Annotated in this window: 19 protein-coding genes and 3 tRNA genes; 6 read left to right on the top strand and 16 right to left on the bottom strand. The window is 53.0% G+C overall.

Going from position 1 to position 18,679, the window contains the following annotated elements:
- The 3 genes from araG to JLG71_RS10275 form a co-directional block, all read right to left on the bottom strand.
- Positions 1–1,515 carry an L-arabinose ABC transporter ATP-binding protein AraG gene (gene araG / locus JLG71_RS10285; RefSeq protein WP_200914190.1) on the bottom strand — a complete coding sequence of 505 codons (1,515 nt, stop codon included), beginning with the start codon at positions 1,513–1,515 and terminating at the stop codon, positions 1–3.
- Between the two features lie 62 nt (positions 1,516–1,577).
- Entirely contained in the window at positions 1,578–2,558 is a 981-nt protein-coding gene (locus tag JLG71_RS10280) for an arabinose ABC transporter substrate-binding protein (protein ID WP_014229864.1), read from the bottom strand.
- Between the two features lie 288 nt (positions 2,559–2,846).
- A complete protein-coding gene (locus JLG71_RS10275; RefSeq protein WP_032693589.1) occupies positions 2,847–3,404 on the bottom strand; it encodes a DJ-1/PfpI family protein in 558 nt (185 codons plus the stop codon).
- A gap of 501 nt (positions 3,405–3,905) precedes the next feature.
- On the opposite strand from JLG71_RS10275, the gene JLG71_RS10270 reads away from it, so the two are divergent.
- A complete protein-coding gene (locus JLG71_RS10270; RefSeq protein WP_200914189.1) occupies positions 3,906–4,409 on the top strand; it encodes a non-heme ferritin-like protein in 504 nt (167 codons plus the stop codon).
- A gap of 324 nt (positions 4,410–4,733) precedes the next feature.
- A complete protein-coding gene (locus JLG71_RS10265; RefSeq protein ID WP_171972772.1) occupies positions 4,734–6,245 on the top strand; it encodes an MFS transporter in 1,512 nt (503 codons plus the stop codon).
- 46 nt (positions 6,246–6,291) lie between these two features.
- Here the strand turns inward: JLG71_RS10265 and JLG71_RS10260 are convergent, their stop codons facing one another.
- A complete protein-coding gene (locus JLG71_RS10260; protein ID WP_014229868.1) occupies positions 6,292–6,543 on the bottom strand; it encodes a DUF2766 family protein in 252 nt (83 codons plus the stop codon).
- Between the two features lie 78 nt (positions 6,544–6,621).
- A complete protein-coding gene (gene azuC / locus JLG71_RS10255) occupies positions 6,622–6,705 on the bottom strand; it encodes a stress response protein AzuC (RefSeq protein ID WP_014229869.1) in 84 nt (27 codons plus the stop codon).
- Positions 6,706–6,912: 207 nt separating this feature from the next.
- On the opposite strand from azuC, the gene JLG71_RS10250 reads away from it, so the two are divergent.
- Positions 6,913–8,334, top strand: coding sequence for an MFS transporter (locus JLG71_RS10250; RefSeq protein WP_049102452.1), 1,422 nt, complete (start codon positions 6,913–6,915; stop codon positions 8,332–8,334).
- A gap of 52 nt (positions 8,335–8,386) precedes the next feature.
- Here JLG71_RS10250 and JLG71_RS10245 read toward each other — a convergent pair whose 3' ends face one another.
- Complete coding sequence (locus JLG71_RS10245) at positions 8,387–9,025, bottom strand: RpiB/LacA/LacB family sugar-phosphate isomerase (RefSeq protein WP_014229871.1); 639 nt, start codon at positions 9,023–9,025, stop codon at positions 8,387–8,389.
- A gap of 424 nt (positions 9,026–9,449) precedes the next feature.
- Between JLG71_RS10245 and ftnA the strand changes: the two genes are divergently transcribed.
- Positions 9,450–9,947, top strand: a complete 498-nt coding sequence (gene ftnA, locus JLG71_RS10240) for a non-heme ferritin (protein WP_004852185.1) — start codon at positions 9,450–9,452, stop codon at positions 9,945–9,947.
- Between the two features lie 42 nt (positions 9,948–9,989).
- On the opposite strand, the gene JLG71_RS10235 is transcribed toward ftnA, so the two are convergent.
- Complete coding sequence (locus JLG71_RS10235) at positions 9,990–10,229, bottom strand: YecH family metal-binding protein (RefSeq protein WP_004852186.1); 240 nt, start codon at positions 10,227–10,229, stop codon at positions 9,990–9,992.
- Positions 10,230–10,423: 194 nt separating this feature from the next.
- Between JLG71_RS10235 and tyrP the strand changes: the two genes are divergently transcribed.
- Positions 10,424–11,635: a tyrosine transporter TyrP gene (gene tyrP / locus JLG71_RS10230; RefSeq protein WP_048260977.1), complete on the top strand. Its 1,212-nt coding sequence runs from the start codon at positions 10,424–10,426 to the stop codon at positions 11,633–11,635.
- Between the two features lie 29 nt (positions 11,636–11,664).
- On the opposite strand, the gene JLG71_RS10225 is transcribed toward tyrP, so the two are convergent.
- The 8 genes from JLG71_RS10225 to uvrY form a co-directional block, all read right to left on the bottom strand.
- Positions 11,665–12,333, bottom strand: coding sequence for a YecA/YgfB family protein (locus JLG71_RS10225; protein ID WP_014229873.1), 669 nt, complete (start codon positions 12,331–12,333; stop codon positions 11,665–11,667).
- Between the two features lie 66 nt (positions 12,334–12,399).
- The gene (locus tag JLG71_RS10220) at positions 12,400–13,287 is read right to left on the bottom strand and encodes a dihydrodipicolinate synthase family protein (protein WP_116279957.1); all 888 of its coding nucleotides are present in this window, start codon (positions 13,285–13,287) and stop codon (positions 12,400–12,402) included.
- Between the two features lie 196 nt (positions 13,288–13,483).
- A tRNA-Leu gene (locus JLG71_RS10215) sits at positions 13,484–13,570 on the bottom strand.
- A gap of 13 nt (positions 13,571–13,583) precedes the next feature.
- Positions 13,584–13,657: transfer RNA gene (locus tag JLG71_RS10210), tRNA-Cys, on the bottom strand.
- 38 nt (positions 13,658–13,695) lie between these two features.
- Positions 13,696–13,771: transfer RNA gene (locus JLG71_RS10205), tRNA-Gly, on the bottom strand.
- A gap of 151 nt (positions 13,772–13,922) precedes the next feature.
- On the bottom strand, positions 13,923–14,471 hold the full coding sequence (gene pgsA, locus JLG71_RS10200; protein WP_004122100.1) for a CDP-diacylglycerol--glycerol-3-phosphate 3-phosphatidyltransferase: 549 nt from the start codon (positions 14,469–14,471) through the stop codon (positions 13,923–13,925).
- 57 nt (positions 14,472–14,528) lie between these two features.
- Positions 14,529–16,361 carry an excinuclease ABC subunit UvrC gene (gene uvrC, locus JLG71_RS10195; protein WP_004852196.1) on the bottom strand — a complete coding sequence of 611 codons (1,833 nt, stop codon included), beginning with the start codon at positions 16,359–16,361 and terminating at the stop codon, positions 14,529–14,531.
- Positions 16,358–17,014 (bottom strand): UvrY/SirA/GacA family response regulator transcription factor, encoded by a 657-nt coding sequence (gene uvrY, locus JLG71_RS10190; protein ID WP_004122102.1) that lies wholly within the window; start codon positions 17,012–17,014, stop codon positions 16,358–16,360. Before uvrY ends, uvrC begins: the two co-directional genes overlap by 4 nt.
- 463 nt (positions 17,015–17,477) lie before the next feature.
- Between uvrY and JLG71_RS10185 the strand changes: the two genes are divergently transcribed.
- Positions 17,478–17,702, top strand: a complete 225-nt coding sequence (locus JLG71_RS10185; RefSeq protein WP_004122104.1) for a DUF2594 family protein — start codon at positions 17,478–17,480, stop codon at positions 17,700–17,702.
- 67 nt (positions 17,703–17,769) lie between these two features.
- Here the strand turns inward: JLG71_RS10185 and sdiA are convergent, their stop codons facing one another.
- Positions 17,770–18,492 (bottom strand): transcriptional regulator SdiA, encoded by a 723-nt coding sequence (sdiA, locus tag JLG71_RS10180; protein ID WP_014229875.1) that lies wholly within the window; start codon positions 18,490–18,492, stop codon positions 17,770–17,772.
- Positions 18,493–18,679: the final 187 nt, after the last annotated feature.

The following is an 18,679-nucleotide window of genomic DNA, read 5'->3' as shown; positions in this document are numbered from 1 at the left end:
TCAGGCGACCGCCTGGCTCACTTTTGGCATGGCAAGGCTCAATGCCTGCTGTTCATTCGCATGTTCATGCAGCAGCTCTCCGGCGATCTCACCCTCGCGCATCACAACAATGCGATCGGCGACGCCGAGAACTTCCGGTAAATCGCTGGAGGCAAAGACCACCGCGACGCCCGATGCCGCTAATGCGTAGATAACGTTGTAGATTTCATGTTTAGCGCCCACGTCAATACCGCGCGTTGGCTCGTCAAGCAGGATGACTTTCATCTCTTCCGACAGCCAGCGGCCGAGGATCGCCTTCTGCTGATTGCCGCCGGAGAGGTTCATAATCAGCTGCTCGGCGCCGGGCGTTTTGATATTCAGCGATTTGATATGCTGGTCGGCGTTCTGCGCTTCCCAGGCGTTGTTGATAACGCAGCCGGCGAGAATATGCTTGCGGCGAGCGCTGATATTGATGTTGTCGCGCACCGAGTGGACCGGAATAATCCCCTCCGCTTTGCGGTCTTCCGGGCAGAGCATCATCCCGGCCTGAATCGCCTGAGCCGGCTTGCGAATATCAATGGCCTCCCCGTCGATATAAACCTGGCCGCCGATTATTCTGCTGCCGCCGAATAAGCCTTTCATGAGCTCGCTGCGCCCGGCGCCAACCAGCCCAAACAGGCCGACGATTTCTCCGCTGCGCACCGAAAGGCTGACGGGCTGCCGCACGCCTGGCGCCTTCACCTGTTCAAGACGCAAACGCTCTTTGCCATATTCACGCGGCTGCCAGCCGTAGATATCGCCCAGCTCGCGCCCCACCATCGCCTGTACCAGCGCGTCGTGGTTAACCTCTTGCATATTGTCGAAGGTGCGCACGTAGCGACCATCTTTGAACACCGTAATCGCGTCGCTTAACGCAAAGATCTCTTCCATGCGGTGGGAAACGTAAATAATGACCCGTCCTTCCTGGCGCAGCTCGCGGATAACCCGAAACAGGTTTTCGATTTCCCTCGCAGACAGGGAGCTGGTCGGCTCATCAAAGGCGATAATTTTTGCGTTACGCGCCAGCGCCTTGGCGATCTCCACCATCTGCCACTGGCCGATAGAGAGATACTTGAGCGGCGTTTCCGGATCGATATCCAGCCCCAGATGCTTCAGCTGTAGGCCGGCTTCATAATTCAGCAGCGACCGGTTCACAATCCCGCCTTTATGCGGCAGCTGCCCGAGGTAGATATTTTCCGCCACGGTCATTTCCGGGATCAGATGCAGCTCCTGATAGATAATGGCCACCCCGGCGTTCAGCGCCTCGGTGGTGTGGGTAAACGTCATCTGCTGGCCGCGGATTTGCAGGTTGCCGGCGGTCGGTATGTAGTTGCCGCTGAGAATTTTCAGCAGCGTGGATTTCCCGGCGCCGTTTTCTCCCATCAGGGCGTGCACCTGTCCGGCATAGCAGCCAAAGCTAATATCGGACAGCGCTTTAACGCCCGGGAATGTCATGGTGATGCCGTGGAATGAGAGATAAGGGGTAGACTGTTGCATAACGACTCCGCTTTTCTGTACAGAGCCTCTCGCGCCAAGGCAAGAGGCCCGGTCAACTGGCCTTACAGCCCTTTTTTCGCCAGCTCTTCTTTAAAGTTGTCGCGGGTAATCAGCACCACGTCGGTTACCGCGGTGAATTTCGGCGGTTCAACGTCTTTTGTCACCCAGTTGTAAAGCATTTCGCTGGTTTTATAGCCGTGAATATCCGGGCTTGGCAGTAAAGAGCCATAGAAACCGGTGGCCTGCGCTTTAGAAAGTTCGTTCACCGCATCGACGCCGTTGATACCGATCCCGATAACGTCAGGCGCTTTAAAGCCCTGGCCTTCGGTGGCGCGCACGCCGCCCAGCACGGTGTTGTCGTTCATGCCGACGATCAGCCAGTGCTTAACATCAGGATGTTGAACCAGCATGGAGTTACCGGCGTCAAACGCGCCGGGGATGTCGTTAGATTTGGTTGGCACGCGATAGATTTGTTGCTCCGGGAAACCGGCGGCTTTCAGAGCGTCCATTGAGCCGGTAGTGCGGCGGCGGGCGGTATCCAGCTCGTCGGAAGTAATGGCCATAACCGCGGTATCCTTCACGTCCCAACCGCGTTTCTGCATCTCTTTATAGAGCTCCTGCCCCTGGCGCGCGCCGATTTCGCTGGCCGCCATCATCACCAGCGGTACGCTGTCCATCGGTTTGCCTTTGGCGTTGACGAACTGGTCATCAACGGTAATCACTTTCATATCATAGCCGCGCGCTTTGGCGACAATGGCCGCCCCGAGCTTCGGATCCGGGGTGCAAATGACGAAGCCTTTGGCTCCGCTGGCCGCCAGGCTATCTATCGCGTTCAGGGTTTTCTCGCCGTCGGGCACAGCAATTTTAATAACATCGAAACCTAAATCTTTACCGGCCTTATCGGCAAATTTCCACTCGGTTTGAAACCATGGCTCTTCAGGCTGTTTCACCAGAAAACCCAGCTTAAGCGTCTCAGCCATAGCTGATTGTGACATAACCGCGGCAAGACCGATTGCCGCCAGCGCTTTAGTAAATTTGTGCATGGTAAACTCCAGCTTTAATTCGCTTTTATGTAGGGAATAATAAGTCTTAAATTTTTAATCGGACGAAAAACAAGGCATTAGAAAAATCTCAACGCTGAGTGCCGTTGTTTAAATAGTATTAACCGGAAATTATTTCTCCATACGAGAGCCCAATCACATCGCGGAATTACAGTAATTGCGTGCATATAAACAGCGAAAAATGACATAAAAAAAGCGCTAATTGTCAGACAATTAGCGCAGGCCGTAGCAATATTCTCTATATCATCAGCAGAGTTATCCCTGTAGGGATTACCAGCGACAATAAATGTGCTCCGCATGATTGCGAACGGGCGCCTCATCCCCCAATAAACGGGCGGCTACGGTAAATGAAAAGTCAAAAACGTGTCCCAGGCCTTTACCGCTAATCAAATTACCGTCCTCCACTACCGCCTGGTCCACGTACTCTCCGTCCGTGACGTGCTGCCATAACTCTCCCGAACAGACGTAGCGTCGCCCCTTGAGCAGCCCGTTGCCGCCGAGCACTCTCGCCGCCGCCGAACAGATCGGACAGATCAGCTTTCCCGCGGTATCGTGGGCCGAAATAAACGCCACGACGTCCCGGCTGGCGGCAAGATTGACGCTTCCCTGCGGGCCGCCGGGCAGAACCACCGCGTCGTACAGTATCCCGGCGCGCTCTGTTAGCGTGCTGTCCGCCACCATGGGGATATCGTGATAGCTCACCACCGCGCGCGAATCGGCGCAGGAGAGCAGTTCGACATCGAGGTGTAAGCGGCGAAGAATATCAATCACCACAATCGCTTCACCTTCCTCAAAACCCGGTGCCAGCAGCACCGCAACTTTTTTCATTTCCGACTCCTTCAGATAGCCTGTTAGCAATAATGTGTTTACAAAATCAGCATCTTTTTAAATTAACCTCATCATTTTCTCACTCGCAGGCTACCACAAAATAGAATTATTAATCATTTTTTTTAAAACACAATTTCAACAAAATCATTAGAACTACTATCAATTAATGAGGCGCGGAAATAAAAACATTTAAAATCAGCAAAATAAGCTTATTTGCGATCGTTAAAAATCAGACTTTATTCTTACAAAACCCCCTCTTTTCAAGATAAATAGGGATGTTGTAACGAAATGTAAATATCACTCATTGAGAGTTTTCTTAATTCAAATATGGCGCTATTCTATATTTGTTGAGATAAGAAATTTAATTCAAACGGCTGTGCAGAAATCCTGAATACTATTACTCAGGACTCTCTCTCTGTGCACCGTAATTTCTAAGGCGACCCTGATGTAGATGCGTCAAGATATGACGCAGCCCCCTCCAAAGTGAATAAGGATATTTGTATGGCCGTACCAGGAATGGTTCAAAAGCTGAATAATCAGATGAATCTTGAGTTCTATACCTCAAATTTGTATCTGCATTTGAGCGAATGGTGTACTCAGCAACGGTTGAACGGTACCGCCACTTTTCTCCGTAACCGAGCGCAAGCCAGTATCACGCAGATGATGCGGGTCTTTGATTTTATGAAAAAATCAGGCGCCTGGCCCGTTGTGAAAGCGGAAGGAACCTACGGCACTGAATGTTCGTCCCTGGAAGATCTCTTTAGCAAAACCGTCGAAGATTATCAGCAGCGCAGCACGATACTTTCCAGCCTGGCGGAAGAGGCGAAGGCGCAAAGCGATGAATCAACCCTACGTTTTCTGACGCTGCTTGCTGAAGAGCAGGATCAGGATGGCATGCTGCTGGAGACCATTCTTGAAGAAATCCGTCATGCGAAAAATGCCGGAGCCAGCGTACAACAAACCGATAGCCACCTGCTGGATCTGGTCAGTCAACAGCGCGTATAACGCCATGCCGGCGGATGCTCGCCGGCGATAAATCATCAGAACTCGCCTGTTCGGGCCAGCGCTCTCTTTAATCACAGGTTCCCTGTCCCCCTTCTTTTTCGGCGCTTCGGCGCCATTTTTATTCCAGAAAAGCATTAAAAACTTTTAACCAGATCTCATTCCTGCTCCGCCGGAGGAATTAGCAGGGTATTGGTGATCTGGATCACGTTTAAAACTACGGGTTGAGAATATAAAAACACTGTTTCAAAAATTTAAAACACGGAGTTTACTTTAATGGCAAGATATACGGCTTCAGCCTCACAGGGGCTGCAGGGAAGACCGATTTTGTTACGCCATCAGTTAGCCTACGGCGGCGGGAATTTACTGGGAAGCGGCGCACTGGCGATCAGCGGCGCATGGCTGCTCTATTTTTATACAACCTTCTGTGGGCTGACGCTGATCGAAGCCTCCTTTATTTTTTCCGTCGCCAGCATTATCGACGCAATTAGTAACCCGCTGATGGGCTATCTCACCGATAACTTTGGCAAAACGCGGCTGGGTAAACGCTTTGGTCGTCGCCGTTTCTTTTTGTTGATTGGCATTCCGCTGATGATGTTCTACCCGCTGCTGTGGGTAGAAGGCCTCGGCTTTTGGTACTACCTGTGCACCTACGTCGTCTTTGAAATCATTTATACCTCGATTATGGTCCCCTATGAAACATTGGCGACCGAAATGACCGACGATTTCTCACTGCGTTCAAAGCTTACCGGTTATAAAGCGATTTTCGGCAAACTGGCCAACTTTCTCGCGGCATTTATCCCCGGGCAGTTCATCCTGCTTTATGGTAAAGAATCCGCCACCCCGTTTTTTCTCACCGGGCTGACCTACGGCGTCATTCTTATCTTGGCCATCTCCTGCCTGTGGTACTGCAGCTGGGAGCGTCCCCGCGAAGAGGAGATAAGCAAGGGAGAGAAAAAGGGACTGTTCAATACTCTGCTCATGCTGGCGAAAGATATGCGCTCAACGTTTTACCTGCGCGTATTCCGTAAACACCTGGGCATGTATCTCTGCGGCTTCGGCGCCGAGTGGCTTTTTGCCTCGATCTTCACCTACTTTGTTATATTCGTGCTGCAGCACGATCCGGCGATGGTGGCCGGGCTTAACAGTCTGAACTCCATCCTGCAGTTGGTATCAACGGCCCTGTTTATCGGCCTGTGCGTGAAGAAAGGTTTCAGTAAGCCGTATATTCTGGCGCTGGGCGTTGTTATCTTTGCCGTTCTGCTCTACACCTCGCTGTGGTTCTTCCATCTGCCGGCGCATCTGGCCACCGTCCTGATGTTTGGCATTACCGTACTCTTCGGCCTGGGCACCGGCGGCGTGTACTATATTCCCTGGACCGTTTACACCTTTTTGGCGGATGTCGATGAAATCTATACCGGCCGTCGCCGCGAAGGGATCTATGCGGGAGCCATGACTTTCTCCGGTAAAATTTTGCGCTCGATTATCGTCTTTTCCATGGGGGCGATCCTCAGCTTCTACGGCTTTCAGTCGAAAGCACATACGCAGCCAGAGAGCGCGGTCACCGCGATTGCGGTGGTGTTTTGTGCGGGTGTGATTCTGCTGGCGCTGGCAGCTATTGTGTTCAGTAAGCAGATGAAACTCGATCGCAAGGCGCATCTGGTAGTGCTGCAGGAAGTCGCGCGTATTAAAGCAGGCGGTAAGATCGCCGATATCGCACCGGACGTTCGCCTTGTCGTTGAAGATTTAGTTGGCCACCGGTACGAAGAGTGCTGGGGCAACAGCAGGCTGTTTAAAGATACGCAGGAAGGCGCCGTTCAAACCGCCGTCTCCCACTAACAGGTGATAACGCCCCGCTATCACAATGATGGCGGGGCTGACGCCGCTAGTGCGCTTCTTCCTGCGGGGTAAATTTCAGTTCAATCAGCGCGATGGCCTTTTGTACCGCCCGCAGGGTCACCGGGTCAGCCGATGCCGGGTGGCTGGCAAAATCGATGGCTTTCAGCTGGGTGGTCATTTTTTCGCGCACCTCGACGGGGGCGATGACGTCGATGACGTCAAGGATCTGTTTGATAACTAACTGGCAGGCAACCACGTCAGAGACTAGTTCGTCATGCTCGGTAAGATGTTGAGACATTTTTCACTCCTTTTTTCAGGAGCGTAATAGTACCCTAAATCCCGGGATATAAAAAAACTGCCGCAGCAGGTTTTTTTATCAGAACATAGCGCCAGGCGGTACGTCTTTGAAGGTTTTGCAGTAGTTTTCGAACATGCTCTTCAGGATTTTGCGCAGTTTCATGGTTGACTCCATTTTTGTTATGCAGGTGTTAATGCCCTGGTGGTTATAATATGACTTACATCACAAAAATCAACCTAAATGTGCGCTAAATCACCTATTTTTTACCAAAATAATTTAATTTTTAAACAAAATGAGCAGAACCGGATAGTGAAGAGCCGAACGCTCCGGACCAATCTGCGCTCTCTTTGCTATGGCAGCGACACAATAATGAGTACAAACACCTCTTCCAGGGACGACCGTTCTTTTTCAGCACCTGCGCTGCTGGTGGCTGGCGCCTTTTTTATGGAGTTTCTCGACGGCACGGTGATAGCCACCGCCCTGCCCGACATGGCGAAAGATTTTGGCGTGACGGCGGTCGACCTCAATATCGGGATTAGCGCTTATCTTATTACCCTTGCGGTTCTGATACCGGCCAGCGGCTGGATCGCCGATCGTTTTGGCGCGCGGAAAATCTTTACTCTCGCGCTGGCGATTTTTACCCTGGCGTCGGTTTTTTGCGGGCTGTCGACCAACGTCGATGTGTTCGTCGCGATGCGTATTCTGCAGGGGATAGGCGGCGCGCTGATGGTGCCCGTTGGCCGGCTGGCGGTACTACGTACCACACCGAAGCACCAGTTGATTAAGGCTATTGCCACCCTGACCTGGCCGGCGCTGGTCGCGCCCATTATTGGCCCACCGCTGGGCGGATTTATCACCCGCTACGCCAGCTGGCACTGGATCTTCTTTATTAACGTGCCGCTCGGGCTTATCGCTATCGCCCTGTCGCTGCGTATCATTCCGAATATTCGCGAAGATGAGCAGCGCCCCTTCGACCTTTCCGGCTTTGTTGCCACCTCGGTGGCGATGGTTAGCCTGGTCGCCGCCATGGAGCTGCTCGGCGATCGCCAGCCTCTGGGCTGGCAGACGCTGGCGCTGCTGGCGTTGGGCCTGGGCTGCATGCTCTTCGCGCTGCGGCACTTCCGCCGCACCAGGTGGCCGATGGTGCGCCTTGATGCGCTCAAGATCCCCACCTTCCGGGTCACCATGTACGGCGGTTCCCTGTTCCGCGCCTCCATTAGCGCCGTGCCGTTTCTGCTGCCGCTGCTTTTCCAGGTCGGATTTGGTATGGACCCCTTCCACTCAGGGCTGCTGGTGCTGGCCGTGTTCGTCGGCAACTTAACCATCAAGCCCCTCACAACGCCGCTGATCCGCTGGCTGGGCTTTCGCCGCCTGCTGCTGATTAACGGCGCATTAAACGTTTTGTCGCTGCTGGCCTGCGCTTTTTTAACGCCGCAAACGCCGGTTTGGCTGATCTTTGTGATTCTCTATCTTGGCGGGGTCTTCCGCTCTATCCAGTTTACCGGCATCAGCACGCTCGCGTTTGCCGATGTGCCTTCCGCGCAAATGAGCTACGCCAATACCCTGTTCAGCACCGCGTCACAGCTGGCCGTGGGGCTGGGCATCACGCTCGGCGCGATAGGTATTCGTCTTGGGGAAACGTTCAGCGAATGGTTTACGCTTTCTCACCTGCCGGGCATCAGCTTCCGCCTGTCGTTTATTTTTATCGCGGTGATTTGCCTGGTCGGCATGATTGATAGCCTGCATCTGGCCAAAGAGGCGGGTAGCAGCGTATCGAACAAAAAGAAGTAGCCAAAGAAAAGGCCAGCAGCGCTGGCCTTTAGCATCTCATCATGACGGGATATTAACCGACGATCTGGCGCACAAACGCTTCGATCTCTTTATCCTGGCAGTTCTCAAAGAAGCACTGCTGGAAACGAGGGCCAGAAACGGCGGTTTTCACCAGCTCCGGATCGATCGCGCGCAGCGTATCCAGATAGTTTTCCTTAACCACCGCCGCTTTAACCGCGTTCAGGATCCCGGCGTTACGCACCTGAGGCTCTTTACGCTCCGGCGGATAACCTTCGCCGTTGCGGCCGGTAAAAGCTTTTTCAAAGATAAAGCGTACGTTCAGCTCTGCGCCCCAGCCAAAACCCTTCGCAAACGGCAGAGAAAGCGCGTTACCGTTGTTGATCTGCGCAAACAGGAAGGCATCAGCAGGGTCGATACAGTAGCCGCATACCACGCCAGGGTGAATATTCAGCGACATCAGCGCGCCCTGCCCGGTACCGCAGCCGGTCACCACAAAGTCCACCGCTTTCGAATTCAGCAGGATACTGGCCATGATCCCCAGATGAATATAGGTCAGGTGATGATCGTTTTCATCGCTCATACCGACGTTGTAAACCGGGAAGCCTTTTTCTTCAGCAACAGCGTTTAACTCATTGAGGATGATGGCGTTTTTGTTCGCCTGGCTGTTTTCCATCATCAGTGCGATTTTCATGCTTTACTCTCCTGAATGCTCTGCGGGCACTCCCGCGATAGTTCGTTAGCGTTGCTATGAACAATACTACCTTACGAACATACTTTCAAATTTTATGAAAAGTTGTTTTATAAATTGCATCTCGCCTCACACTTTTGACTTCCGCCCCCGGCTGGTATGGCCTCCTCCCCACTCTTACCCGCGTCAGGCTAATCCCGCCGCGGCCGCCGGGCGGGTCTATTTTCACCGCTAAATTAGGCGCAACGATTTTTCGCATAGAATATTAAATTAAAACCATTCTCATTATTTTTAAATCGCCAATGCGTGTTATTCCCATTTGCATTATTAATAAATGATTTTATTAATTTACTTTTTGCAAATAAATTAATAACAAATTATAGTGAGCGCACAATAATCCTTAATTCTATTTTCCCGGAGCAGCCTGATGCTAAAAACTGAAATGATCGACAAGCTGAATGCGCAGATGAATCTCGAACTTTATTCCTCTCTGCTTTATCAGCAAATGAGCGCCTGGTGCAGCTACCACAGTTTTGAAGGCGCCGCCGCGTTTTTGCGTCGCCACGCGCAGGAAGAAATGACCCATATGCAGCGCCTGTTCGACTATCTGACCGATACCGGCAGCCTGCCCTGCATCACGGCTATCGCCTCACCTTTCGCCGAATATGCGTCCCTGGATGAGCTATTTCGCGTCACCTACGAACATGAACAGCTGATTACGCAGAAAATTAACGAACTGGCCCATGCGGCAATGACCAGCCAGGATTATCCAACATTTAATTTCCTGCAGTGGTACGTTGCTGAGCAGCACGAAGAAGAGAAACTGTTTAAATCCGTTATTGATAAATTGACCCTTGCCGGTAAAAGCGGTGAAGGCCTGTACTTTATTGATAAAGAGCTGGCAACGCTCGACACACAAAATTAATAATTACGGCAGCGACGCCCGGCGTTCGCTGCCGTATGAGTATTAATGGCGGCAAATTTTACTTTCGTGCGTATTAAATCCTTCCTCAGCGGCAATAAATTTGCCTTTTTTCTGCAAAAACGCCACCAGCTCCGCCGCGCTCAGATTTTCCGCCGAGCAGGTATGGAATCGAACCTCTTTCCCAAAACGGTCGATAATCGCCGCTTCCAGCGTAGCAACAGTGTAAGACTCGCCTGATGAAATCATCATTTGCAGCACTTCGTGACCATGAATCGATGGCATAACCCCTCCCGTAAAGGCCGAAGAATAAACCAGCCAGGGCGGCGGATTCTTGCGCCAGCGCAGCTTTCGCGCAAACCTCTGGCATCGTAAAGTTATCATTACACCCCCTGTAACCCTCATTTGACGAACTCACTGATTTCACATACTCTGCGCGGCATAATTAATTGTGTATTCCGTGATGGATAGAGAAAAGCGTGAAGAACCGCACTCTGGGTAGTATTTTAATCGTTGCCGGCACCACAATCGGCGCAGGGATGTTAGCGATGCCGCTGGCCTCGGCGGGCGTGGGTTTCGGCGTAACGTTTGGTTTGCTGATAACGCTGTGGGCGCTGATGTGTTATACCGCCTTATTGCTGCTGGAAGTGTATCAGCACGTGCCGGCTGATATGGGGCTGGGGTCGCTGGCCGCACGCTATCTCGGCCGCTACGGACAGTGGGCTACCGGGTTTTGCATGCTGTTTCTGCTGTACGCTCTCACCGCCGCCTATATTAGCGGCGCCGGCGAGCTGCTGGCCTCCAGCCTCAACCAGTGGCTGGACTGGCGACTGCCTCCTGCGGCAGGCGTCCTGATTTTTACCGGGATCGGCGGGACGGTAGTGTGTATCGGAACCTCGCTGGTCGATCTTTTTAACCGCTTTCTGTTCAGCGCAAAAATTATCTTTCTCGCCATTATGCTGGCTCTGCTGCTGCCGCATATTCACCAGGTAAATTTACTGACGCTGCCGCTACAGCAGGGACTGGCTCTGTCAGCGATTCCGGTGATTTTTACTTCGTTTGGTTTTCACGGCAGCATACCCAGTATTGTGAGCTATCTGGGCGGGGATATTCGCAAGCTGCGTCGGGTATTTGTCATCGGGAGCTTTATTCCCCTGGTCGCCTATATTTTCTGGCAGCTGGCGACGCTCGGCAGCATTGACTCTCCCGTCTTTACCGCGCTGCTGGCAAAAAATGCCGGGCTTAACGGGCTGCTGGAAGCTATCCGCGAAGTGGTCGCCTCACCGCACGTTGAGCTGGCGGTGCATCTGTTTGCCGATCTGGCGCTGGCGACGTCATTTCTCGGCGTGGCGCTTGGGTTATTCGACTATCTGGCCGATCTGTTTCAACGCCAGAACAGCGCCGGTGGACGGATACAGAGCGGCCTGATTACCTTTTTGCCCCCGCTGGCGTTCGCGCTATTTTATCCGCGTGGCTTCGTGATGGCGTTAGGCTATGCGGGCGTCGCGCTGGCCGTGCTGGCGCTCATACTGCCTGCGCTGCTGGTCATGAAGAGCCGCAAACAGCACCCTGATGCAGCATGGCGGGTCGCGGGAGGCTCAGCGGCGCTGTGGCTCGTCCTGCTCTGCGGGATCGGCATCGTCGCGATCCAGTTCGCGATTGTCGCAGGCTTGCTGCCCGCGGTGGGGTAAAAAGAAGGGGGCCATATTGGCCCCTTCTTTTATTTGGCTAAACAGCACTGCTTATATTTCTTACCGCTGCCGCACGGGCAAGGATCGTTGCGCCCCACCTTCGCCTCATTCCGGATGGGCTGCTGAACTTCCGCCGGTTGCGCGTGCTCAGTCCAGTAGTTATAAAGCGCCAGGGCGGCAGGACGAATTCGCTCAACGCTGGCGACAAACTCTTCCGCGGATAATTCATCAAGCGCCTCGAATCGCTCCTCGGTACCGTGCAGGGCAATCACGTCCAGCTCCGCCTGCAGCTCAGCCGGCAACGCGGACCAGTCGCTCAGCCCCACCCCGCGCATATAGCCGAAGCACCACTCTTCAACAATCGTGAGCTCCTGCCCTTCCTCTTCGCGGCTGCCGAACATCGGTTCGAACTGTTCGGGATAATCGCTCAAGCGCTCGGCAATATCGCTCATTTGCTGCAGCGTCAGGTTCACAAAACGATCCCGCTCGCGATCGTTGGCCCAGCGCGGCACGTTATCCGCTCCGCCCCAGATAGCAAGCAGCCACTGCGCGGGTTCAATCTCCGTCGGCCCGGAGAGAATGGCCGTCAGCAGCCCATCAAGCTCGGCAACGTCCATGATGGTGCCTTCTACCGCGTATTTCGACAGGATATCGTCCAGCCATTCAACTTCGCTTTCGTTCAGGGGTCCAGTTTTCATAAACAGGCTCATCGTCGTAAAAAATGGCGCTTACAGTAGCGGAAATAGCGAGAGAAAACCACCCGGCTACTCAAGGTTCAGGCTGCGCAGCGTCTCAGCAATCTCACGAAAGGCATCCGGCGAAAGCGGTAGCAGGGGGCGCGGCAAACAATCCTCACCGCACATACCGAGGATCGTCGCCGCTGCGGCAGTGACCCGCAGGCTTCCGCCATACTTCCTGTAGAGCGTCCACAGCGGCTCCAGCCTGGCGCTTATTGCCTCCGCCCGCTGAGCCTCCCCCCGCGTCGCGGCCGCCGTCAGCTCTTTGGCGACGTGCGGGAACAGGCCGCCGCACACCGAATACCAGACTTCGCAGCCGGCGTTCAGGCCATCGGCCGCGCAGGCGTCTCCGCTAATCCCGATCGTCACCTCAGCCGGTAGCTGCCGCCGCAGGCTCTGAACGCGCCGTGCGACGTCATTTTTAGCGGGACCCGGTATTTTAATTGAGGCGATTCCCGGTAGCGCAGCGATCGCGCCTTTAAGCGCATCCGAGGTCGTCACATGCGTGGTCACGGGGTTATCGTAAACGCAGACGGGCACGGAGACTTCGCGGGTGACGGTCTGGTAAAAAGCAAAAATCTCCTCTTCCGTCAGTGGCTGATAGGCGATTGCCGGCAGGAGCAGCGCATTGGCGCCAGCCCGCTGCGCATCCTCTGCCAGACGAAGGACCCGATCGGTCCCCAACGCGCCGATCCCTGCCATAAGCGGCACCGCTCCGGCATGCGATTTGGCCTGTCGGATAACCTGCATTCTCTGCTCGCGGCTGAGCCAGGCATAGCTTCCCGTGGAACCGAGCACGCCGAGAGCATCGACGGCAGATTCGGCGAGGCGAGTGACAATCCGGGCAAAAGCGGTTTCATCAACGCCATGCTGATGTAACGGAGTCAGAGGAAAAGCGCAGAGGCCAGTAAACATTTCATCCCCACTTATTGAGATAATGATAGATTGCCGACACAGAGTAACAACAGAAGCGGGTTTTGTCCTATGACAAAAATGAATGAGGTGGGGCTGAGGTTCAAAAGCGAGGTTATGGCAATACAAAAACAAAAAAACCACCCGTAGGTGGTTTCACGACACTGCTTATTGCTTTGATTATTCTGCTTTATCCCAATGGTACCCGGAGCGGGACTTGAACCCGCACAGCGCGAACGCCGAGGGATTTTAAATCCCTTGTGTCTACCGATTCCACCATCCGGGCTCGGGATAGAAATTGGAGGCGCGTTCCGGAGTCGAACCGGACTAGACGGATTTGCAATCCGCTACATAACCGCTTTGCTAACGCGCCTTAATGCTTGAACACCCGCTGATGCCGATGTTGTAAACTGGAGCGGGAAACGAGACTCGAACTCGCGACCCCGACCTTGGCAAGGTCGTGCTCTACCAACTGAGCTATTCCCGCATCATCAAGCTAATTTGCTAATTACTTGATTTTGTTATCGTCTGTCAGACAGTGCTGCCGTTCGATGCGTTGCATTCTACTTACCTGGCGCAATGAGTCAACGATATTTTTTAAAACCTTGTGTTGTTTGCTGAAAATTGCGCCGAAACGATCACTGATCAAGCAAATCGCCGCGCGCCGCGTTCAAATACTGCAGCATGGACCACAGCGTCAGCACCGCCGCCACGAGGAACAGACCAATCCCCGCCCATTCAACCCAGATATTTGGGCGCCACAGCATCCACACCAGCGCGGCCATTTGCGCCGTGGTTTTGACTTTGCCTATCCATGACACCGCCACGCTGCTGCGCTTGCCCAGTTCGGCCATCCACTCGCGCAGCGCGGAGATAATAATTTCACGCGCGATCATGGTGGCGGCCGGTAACGTCACCCACCAGGTATGGTAATGCTCGGCAACCAGTACCATCGCAATAGCCACCATGACTTTATCCGCGACCGGATCGAGGAAAGCGCCGAAACGCGTGCTCTGATTCCAGCGACGCGCCAGATAACCATCAAACCAGTCGGTCACCGCTGCGACAAAGAAAATTAGCGCACAGGCAAAAGGGGCCCAGGTAAACGGTAGATAAAACGCCAGTACAAAGAACGGGATAAGAATGACGCGAAACAGAGTAAGCAACGTAGGGATATTAAATTGCATAGTAACGGGTAACTATCTGTTGTAAGTAAAAATTAGCCCTATGTTGCTACAGAGCCCCTAATGTTTCAACGAGTAGAAGATCTTTTCTGCCAGACCGTGAGATATACCCGGTACTTGCGCAATTTCTTCGACGCTGGCTTTCTGCAACCCCTGCAGACCGCCCATATATTTCAGCAGCATCTGTCGGCGTTTGGGTCCGACCCCCTCAATGGTTTCCAGCGTGCTGGTGCTTTTTACTTTTGCCCGTTTCTTACGGTGGCCGGTAATGGCGTGATCGTGCGACTCGTCGCGAATATGCTGAATCACATGCAGCGCGGGGGAGTCCGGCGGCAGACTAAAGCCCTCGCCTTCCGGTTCAAAGAATAACGTCTCCAGGCCCGCTTTACGATCGCTGCCTTTTGCCACGCCCAATAACAGAGGGTGACTTTTATCCCACGGCACGTCCAGCTCGGCAAAAACCGTCTTCGCCTGCCCAAGCTGGCCTTTACCGCCGTCGATCAGGATAACATCGGGAATTTTACTCTCTTCTATTGCCTTACCGTAGCGACGACGCAGGACCTGATTCATCGCCGCGTAATCATCTCCCGGCGTGATGCCGGTAATATTGTAACGGCGATACTCTGCGCGCAGCGGTCCGTTGCTATCAAAAACCACGCACGACGCCACCGTCTGTTCGCCCATCGTATGGCTGATGTCAAAGCATTCCATCCGATTGACGGCCGGAAGCTTGAGTAATGTCGCCAGCGCCCGCAAACGTTGCGTAATCGTTGAATGCTGGGAAAGCTTGGTGGTCAGCGCCGTCGCGGCGTTCGTGCGCGCCAGCTTCAGGTAACGGGCGCGATCGCCGCGGGGTTTGGTCTGTACGTTAACCCGGCGTCCGGCCAGCTCTGAGAGTGAATCCGCCAGCAGGGTTTTGTCGCCCAGGTTAAAATCCAGCAGGATCTCGCCCGGCAGCGTCCGCATCTGGCTGCCCTGCAAATAGAACTGTCCGACAAAGGTTTCCACCACTTCACCGAGTTCGGTGCCATTCGGCACTTTGGGGAAATAGCTGCGGCTACCAAGGACTTTACCCTGGCGGATAAACAGCACGTGGACGCACGCCATGCCGGCATCAAACGAGACGCCGATAACATCCAGATCGTCACCGGTATTGGAGACGAACTGTTTCTCCGTTACCCGACGTACGGCCTGAATCTGGTCGCGGATCCGCGCTGCCTCTTCAAATTCCAGCGCCTGGCTGGCCTTTTCCATGCGGGCAATCAGCTGAGTCAGTACCTGATCGTCTTTGCCCGCCAGGAACAGGCGCACGTAGTCGACCTGCTGGGCATACTCTTCCTCGCTCACCAGTCCGGCAACGCACGGCCCCAGACAGCGGCCAATTTGATACTGCAGGCAAGGCCGCGAACGGTTGCGATAGACGCTGTTCTCACACTGGCGGATAGGGAAGATTTTTTGCAGCAGCGCTAACGTCTCGCGAACCGCGTAGCCGTTGGGGAACGGGCCAAAATATTCGCCTTTCGCATGCTTCGCCCCACGATGCGTCGCCAGGCGAGGATGCGTATCGCCGCTAAGGAAAATAAAGGGATAGGATTTATCATCGCGCAGCAGCACGTTGTAACGCGGCTGGTATAGTTTGATGTAGTTATGCTCAAGCAGCAGCGCTTCCGTTTCGGTGTGGGTCACGGTAACGTCAATCTGGGCGATAAGCGCCACCAGCGCTTCGGTTTTACGCGAAGCCAGGTTGCTGCGAAAATAGCTGCTCAGCCGCTTTTTCAGGTCTTTCGCTTTGCCTACATAGATAACAGTACCGCCAGCGTCATACATACGATAGACGCCCGGCTGGCTGGTTACTGTTTTCAGGAAAGCTTTTGCATCAAAAACATCACTCACTGACTTGCTAACGACTCCGCATTGCACAGGCCATGGCGAATTGCCAGGTGCGTCAGCTCCACATCGCCGTGTATGTTCAGTTTACTGAACATACGATAGCGGTAGCTGTTCACGGTCTTGGGACTCAGATTCAACTGCTCTGAGATCTCGTTGACCTTCTGACCTTTAGTAATCATTAGCATAATCTGCAATTCTCGCTCAGACAAACTGGCAAACGGCGACTCCGCCTTCTCCGGTTCAATCTGGCTTAGCGCCATCTGCTGGGCGATATCAGAGGCGATATAACGCTGACCCGATGCCACGCAGCGAATCGCATTCACAACCTCCTGCGGCGCGGCGCCTTTACTGAGGTAGCCAGCAGCCCCGGCCTGCATGACTTTCGCCGGCAGCGGATTTTCCGTATGCACGGTCAGCATTATCACTTTGGCATCAGCAACGGAACGGGCAATTTTTCGCGTAGCCTCAAGGCCGCCGATACCCGGCATGTTCATATCCATCAGGACTACATCAACGGGATTCGCGCGGCACCATTTCACGGCATCCTCACCGCAGCAGGCCTCGCCGGCAACTTTAATCCCTTTTATATCTTCCAGAATGCGTCGTATCCCTGCGCGCACCAGTTCGTGGTCATCAACAAGAAGGACGTTGATCAAAGGAATATTCTCCAGAATTAGGGATAACGCTACTGATAGCTTATCTCCCACATATTACCGGGTTTTAACCTAATTTTGAAAGCCAAAAAATGTGCTGGGAAAGATTTCTTGCGCAATTATGGAAATTTGTCTGCACACCCGCTGGAAAGCCATACATAACATAGAGTTGTACAACAGTTATTTTTTAACATTCATCATACAGATTACGTAAAAACACAACACATTGCGTAGGCGATAAATATGTGCCTGAATATGTAACAATTATTAACACGAACACGGGGCGTACGAAAAAATTAACACGCTTAGATCTCATGAATACGTATTATTCAGTCAATTAAATCATTCACCACTCGGATGAAAGAACAGAAATCAAGCACTCCTTTTTTTTCCTTTGCTTGTGGTATACTGCGCCGCCTTCACTTTTAGTCATGCGCAATTGCGCAGAAAGCAATCGAGGATATAGATGAGCACTCCAGATTTTTCCACTGCGGAAAATAACCAAGAACTGGCACAGGAAGTTTCGTGTCTGAAAGCAATGATAACGCTGATGCTGCAGGCCATGGGTCAGGCTGATGCAGGCCGCGTGATTATTAAAATGGAAAAACAAATCGCGCAGATGGAAGATGAGGCTCAGGCTGCCGTATTCTCCAGCACCGTTAAGCAAATTAAGCAGGCATATCGTCAGTAATCAATTACCGGCTGAAGGTATTACTAACAGCCGGTCTTACGTCTGGCACGCAGAACAACACATGAGATCAAATTAGGCCCGTCGCTACGGCATAGCAGGCAATTTGGGTTTTGTTTGGCGCGTTGAATTTTCGCTGCATATTTTTCTGATGGAAATTGACGGTATTTTCTGAGATAGACAGAATCATTGCCACCTCAGCCGAGGTTTTCCCTTCCGCCGTCCATTTCAAAATCTCCAGTTCACGTCGACTAAATTTCATTTCCGGCGGCATAACCATCTCGTCCTCCAGGCGCAAAAGCGTCAGCAGGCTCAATTCGGTTAGCGTTCTTAAGCGCATCTCCAGTTCATCTTCCGCAAAGGGTCCCTGGCTATGGCTGGTTCCTGAAACGGATAAGAATCCCTGAGCATGGTTCGGCAGCGTCAGGCACTGCGTGACGCCCTTGCGTAATCCATGGTCGCGCGCGCCGTCCCATAATTCCGGTGTATCATGGAATAGCTTGTCGTTCCATGGCAGATGCCCACGAAGGAAATTCTCCTTGCGCAGCACCGGGTCGATCGCCAGATAATTCTCGGCTTGATAATGCGCCATCCAGGCCTGAGGATAGGTCGATTGCAGCGTCACCCTGGGCCGAGTAAAAGGCACGGGATGCCGTACGCAGAGTGCGAAGTAGTCATATTCCAGCCCTTTTGCTTCCTGCTGCAGAAGATGATAAACCCCCTCGCCTGCAGAAACGGACTGAAATTGTTGCAGCATTTCCCGCCGCCAGCTGAAAAAATCATTGTCCCTCATAACTAACCAAATAACTCCTGAGTGATAATCATTATTATAAATACATAAAACTAACACATAAATCCTGCTTATATGTATAAAAAATGGCAGCCACCGCATTTATTAGACTACGTCCGGCGAAAGTACCGGATACGTTAAAAAATTATGCCAATTGATGTGGCACAAAACCTTGACAGATGTATCGTCG

The sequence above is a fragment of the Klebsiella michiganensis genome (genome assembly GCF_015139575.1).
GTDB lineage: Bacteria > Pseudomonadota > Gammaproteobacteria > Enterobacterales > Enterobacteriaceae > Klebsiella > Klebsiella michiganensis.
Note: the sequence above shows the minus strand (reverse complement) of the source record. Positions and strands in the feature narration are given on the sequence as shown.

Coding starts and splice junctions, on each gene's coding strand:
- araG (WP_200914190.1), bottom strand. CDS start 1,515: ATGCAACAGTCTACCCCTTATCTCTCATTCCACGGCATCACCATGACA.
- JLG71_RS10280 (WP_014229864.1), bottom strand. CDS start 2,558: ATGCACAAATTTACTAAAGCGCTGGCGGCAATCGGTCTTGCCGCGGTT.
- JLG71_RS10275 (WP_032693589.1), bottom strand. CDS start 3,404: ATGAAAAAAGTTGCGGTGCTGCTGGCACCGGGTTTTGAGGAAGGTGAA.
- JLG71_RS10270 (WP_200914189.1), top strand. CDS start 3,906: ATGGCCGTACCAGGAATGGTTCAAAAGCTGAATAATCAGATGAATCTT.
- JLG71_RS10260 (WP_014229868.1), bottom strand. CDS start 6,543: ATGTCTCAACATCTTACCGAGCATGACGAACTAGTCTCTGACGTGGTT.
- azuC (WP_014229869.1), bottom strand. CDS start 6,705: ATGAAACTGCGCAAAATCCTGAAGAGCATGTTCGAAAACTACTGCAAA.
- JLG71_RS10250 (WP_049102452.1), top strand. CDS start 6,913: ATGAGTACAAACACCTCTTCCAGGGACGACCGTTCTTTTTCAGCACCT.
- JLG71_RS10245 (WP_014229871.1), bottom strand. CDS start 9,025: ATGAAAATCGCACTGATGATGGAAAACAGCCAGGCGAACAAAAACGCC.
- ftnA (WP_004852185.1), top strand. CDS start 9,450: ATGCTAAAAACTGAAATGATCGACAAGCTGAATGCGCAGATGAATCTC.
- JLG71_RS10235 (WP_004852186.1), bottom strand. CDS start 10,229: ATGCCATCGATTCATGGTCACGAAGTGCTGCAAATGATGATTTCATCA.
- JLG71_RS10225 (WP_014229873.1), bottom strand. CDS start 12,333: ATGAAAACTGGACCCCTGAACGAAAGCGAAGTTGAATGGCTGGACGAT.
- JLG71_RS10220 (WP_116279957.1), bottom strand. CDS start 13,287: ATGTTTACTGGCCTCTGCGCTTTTCCTCTGACTCCGTTACATCAGCAT.
- pgsA (WP_004122100.1), bottom strand. CDS start 14,471: ATGCAATTTAATATCCCTACGTTGCTTACTCTGTTTCGCGTCATTCTT.
- JLG71_RS10185 (WP_004122104.1), top strand. CDS start 17,478: ATGAGCACTCCAGATTTTTCCACTGCGGAAAATAACCAAGAACTGGCA.
- sdiA (WP_014229875.1), bottom strand. CDS start 18,492: ATGAGGGACAATGATTTTTTCAGCTGGCGGCGGGAAATGCTGCAACAA.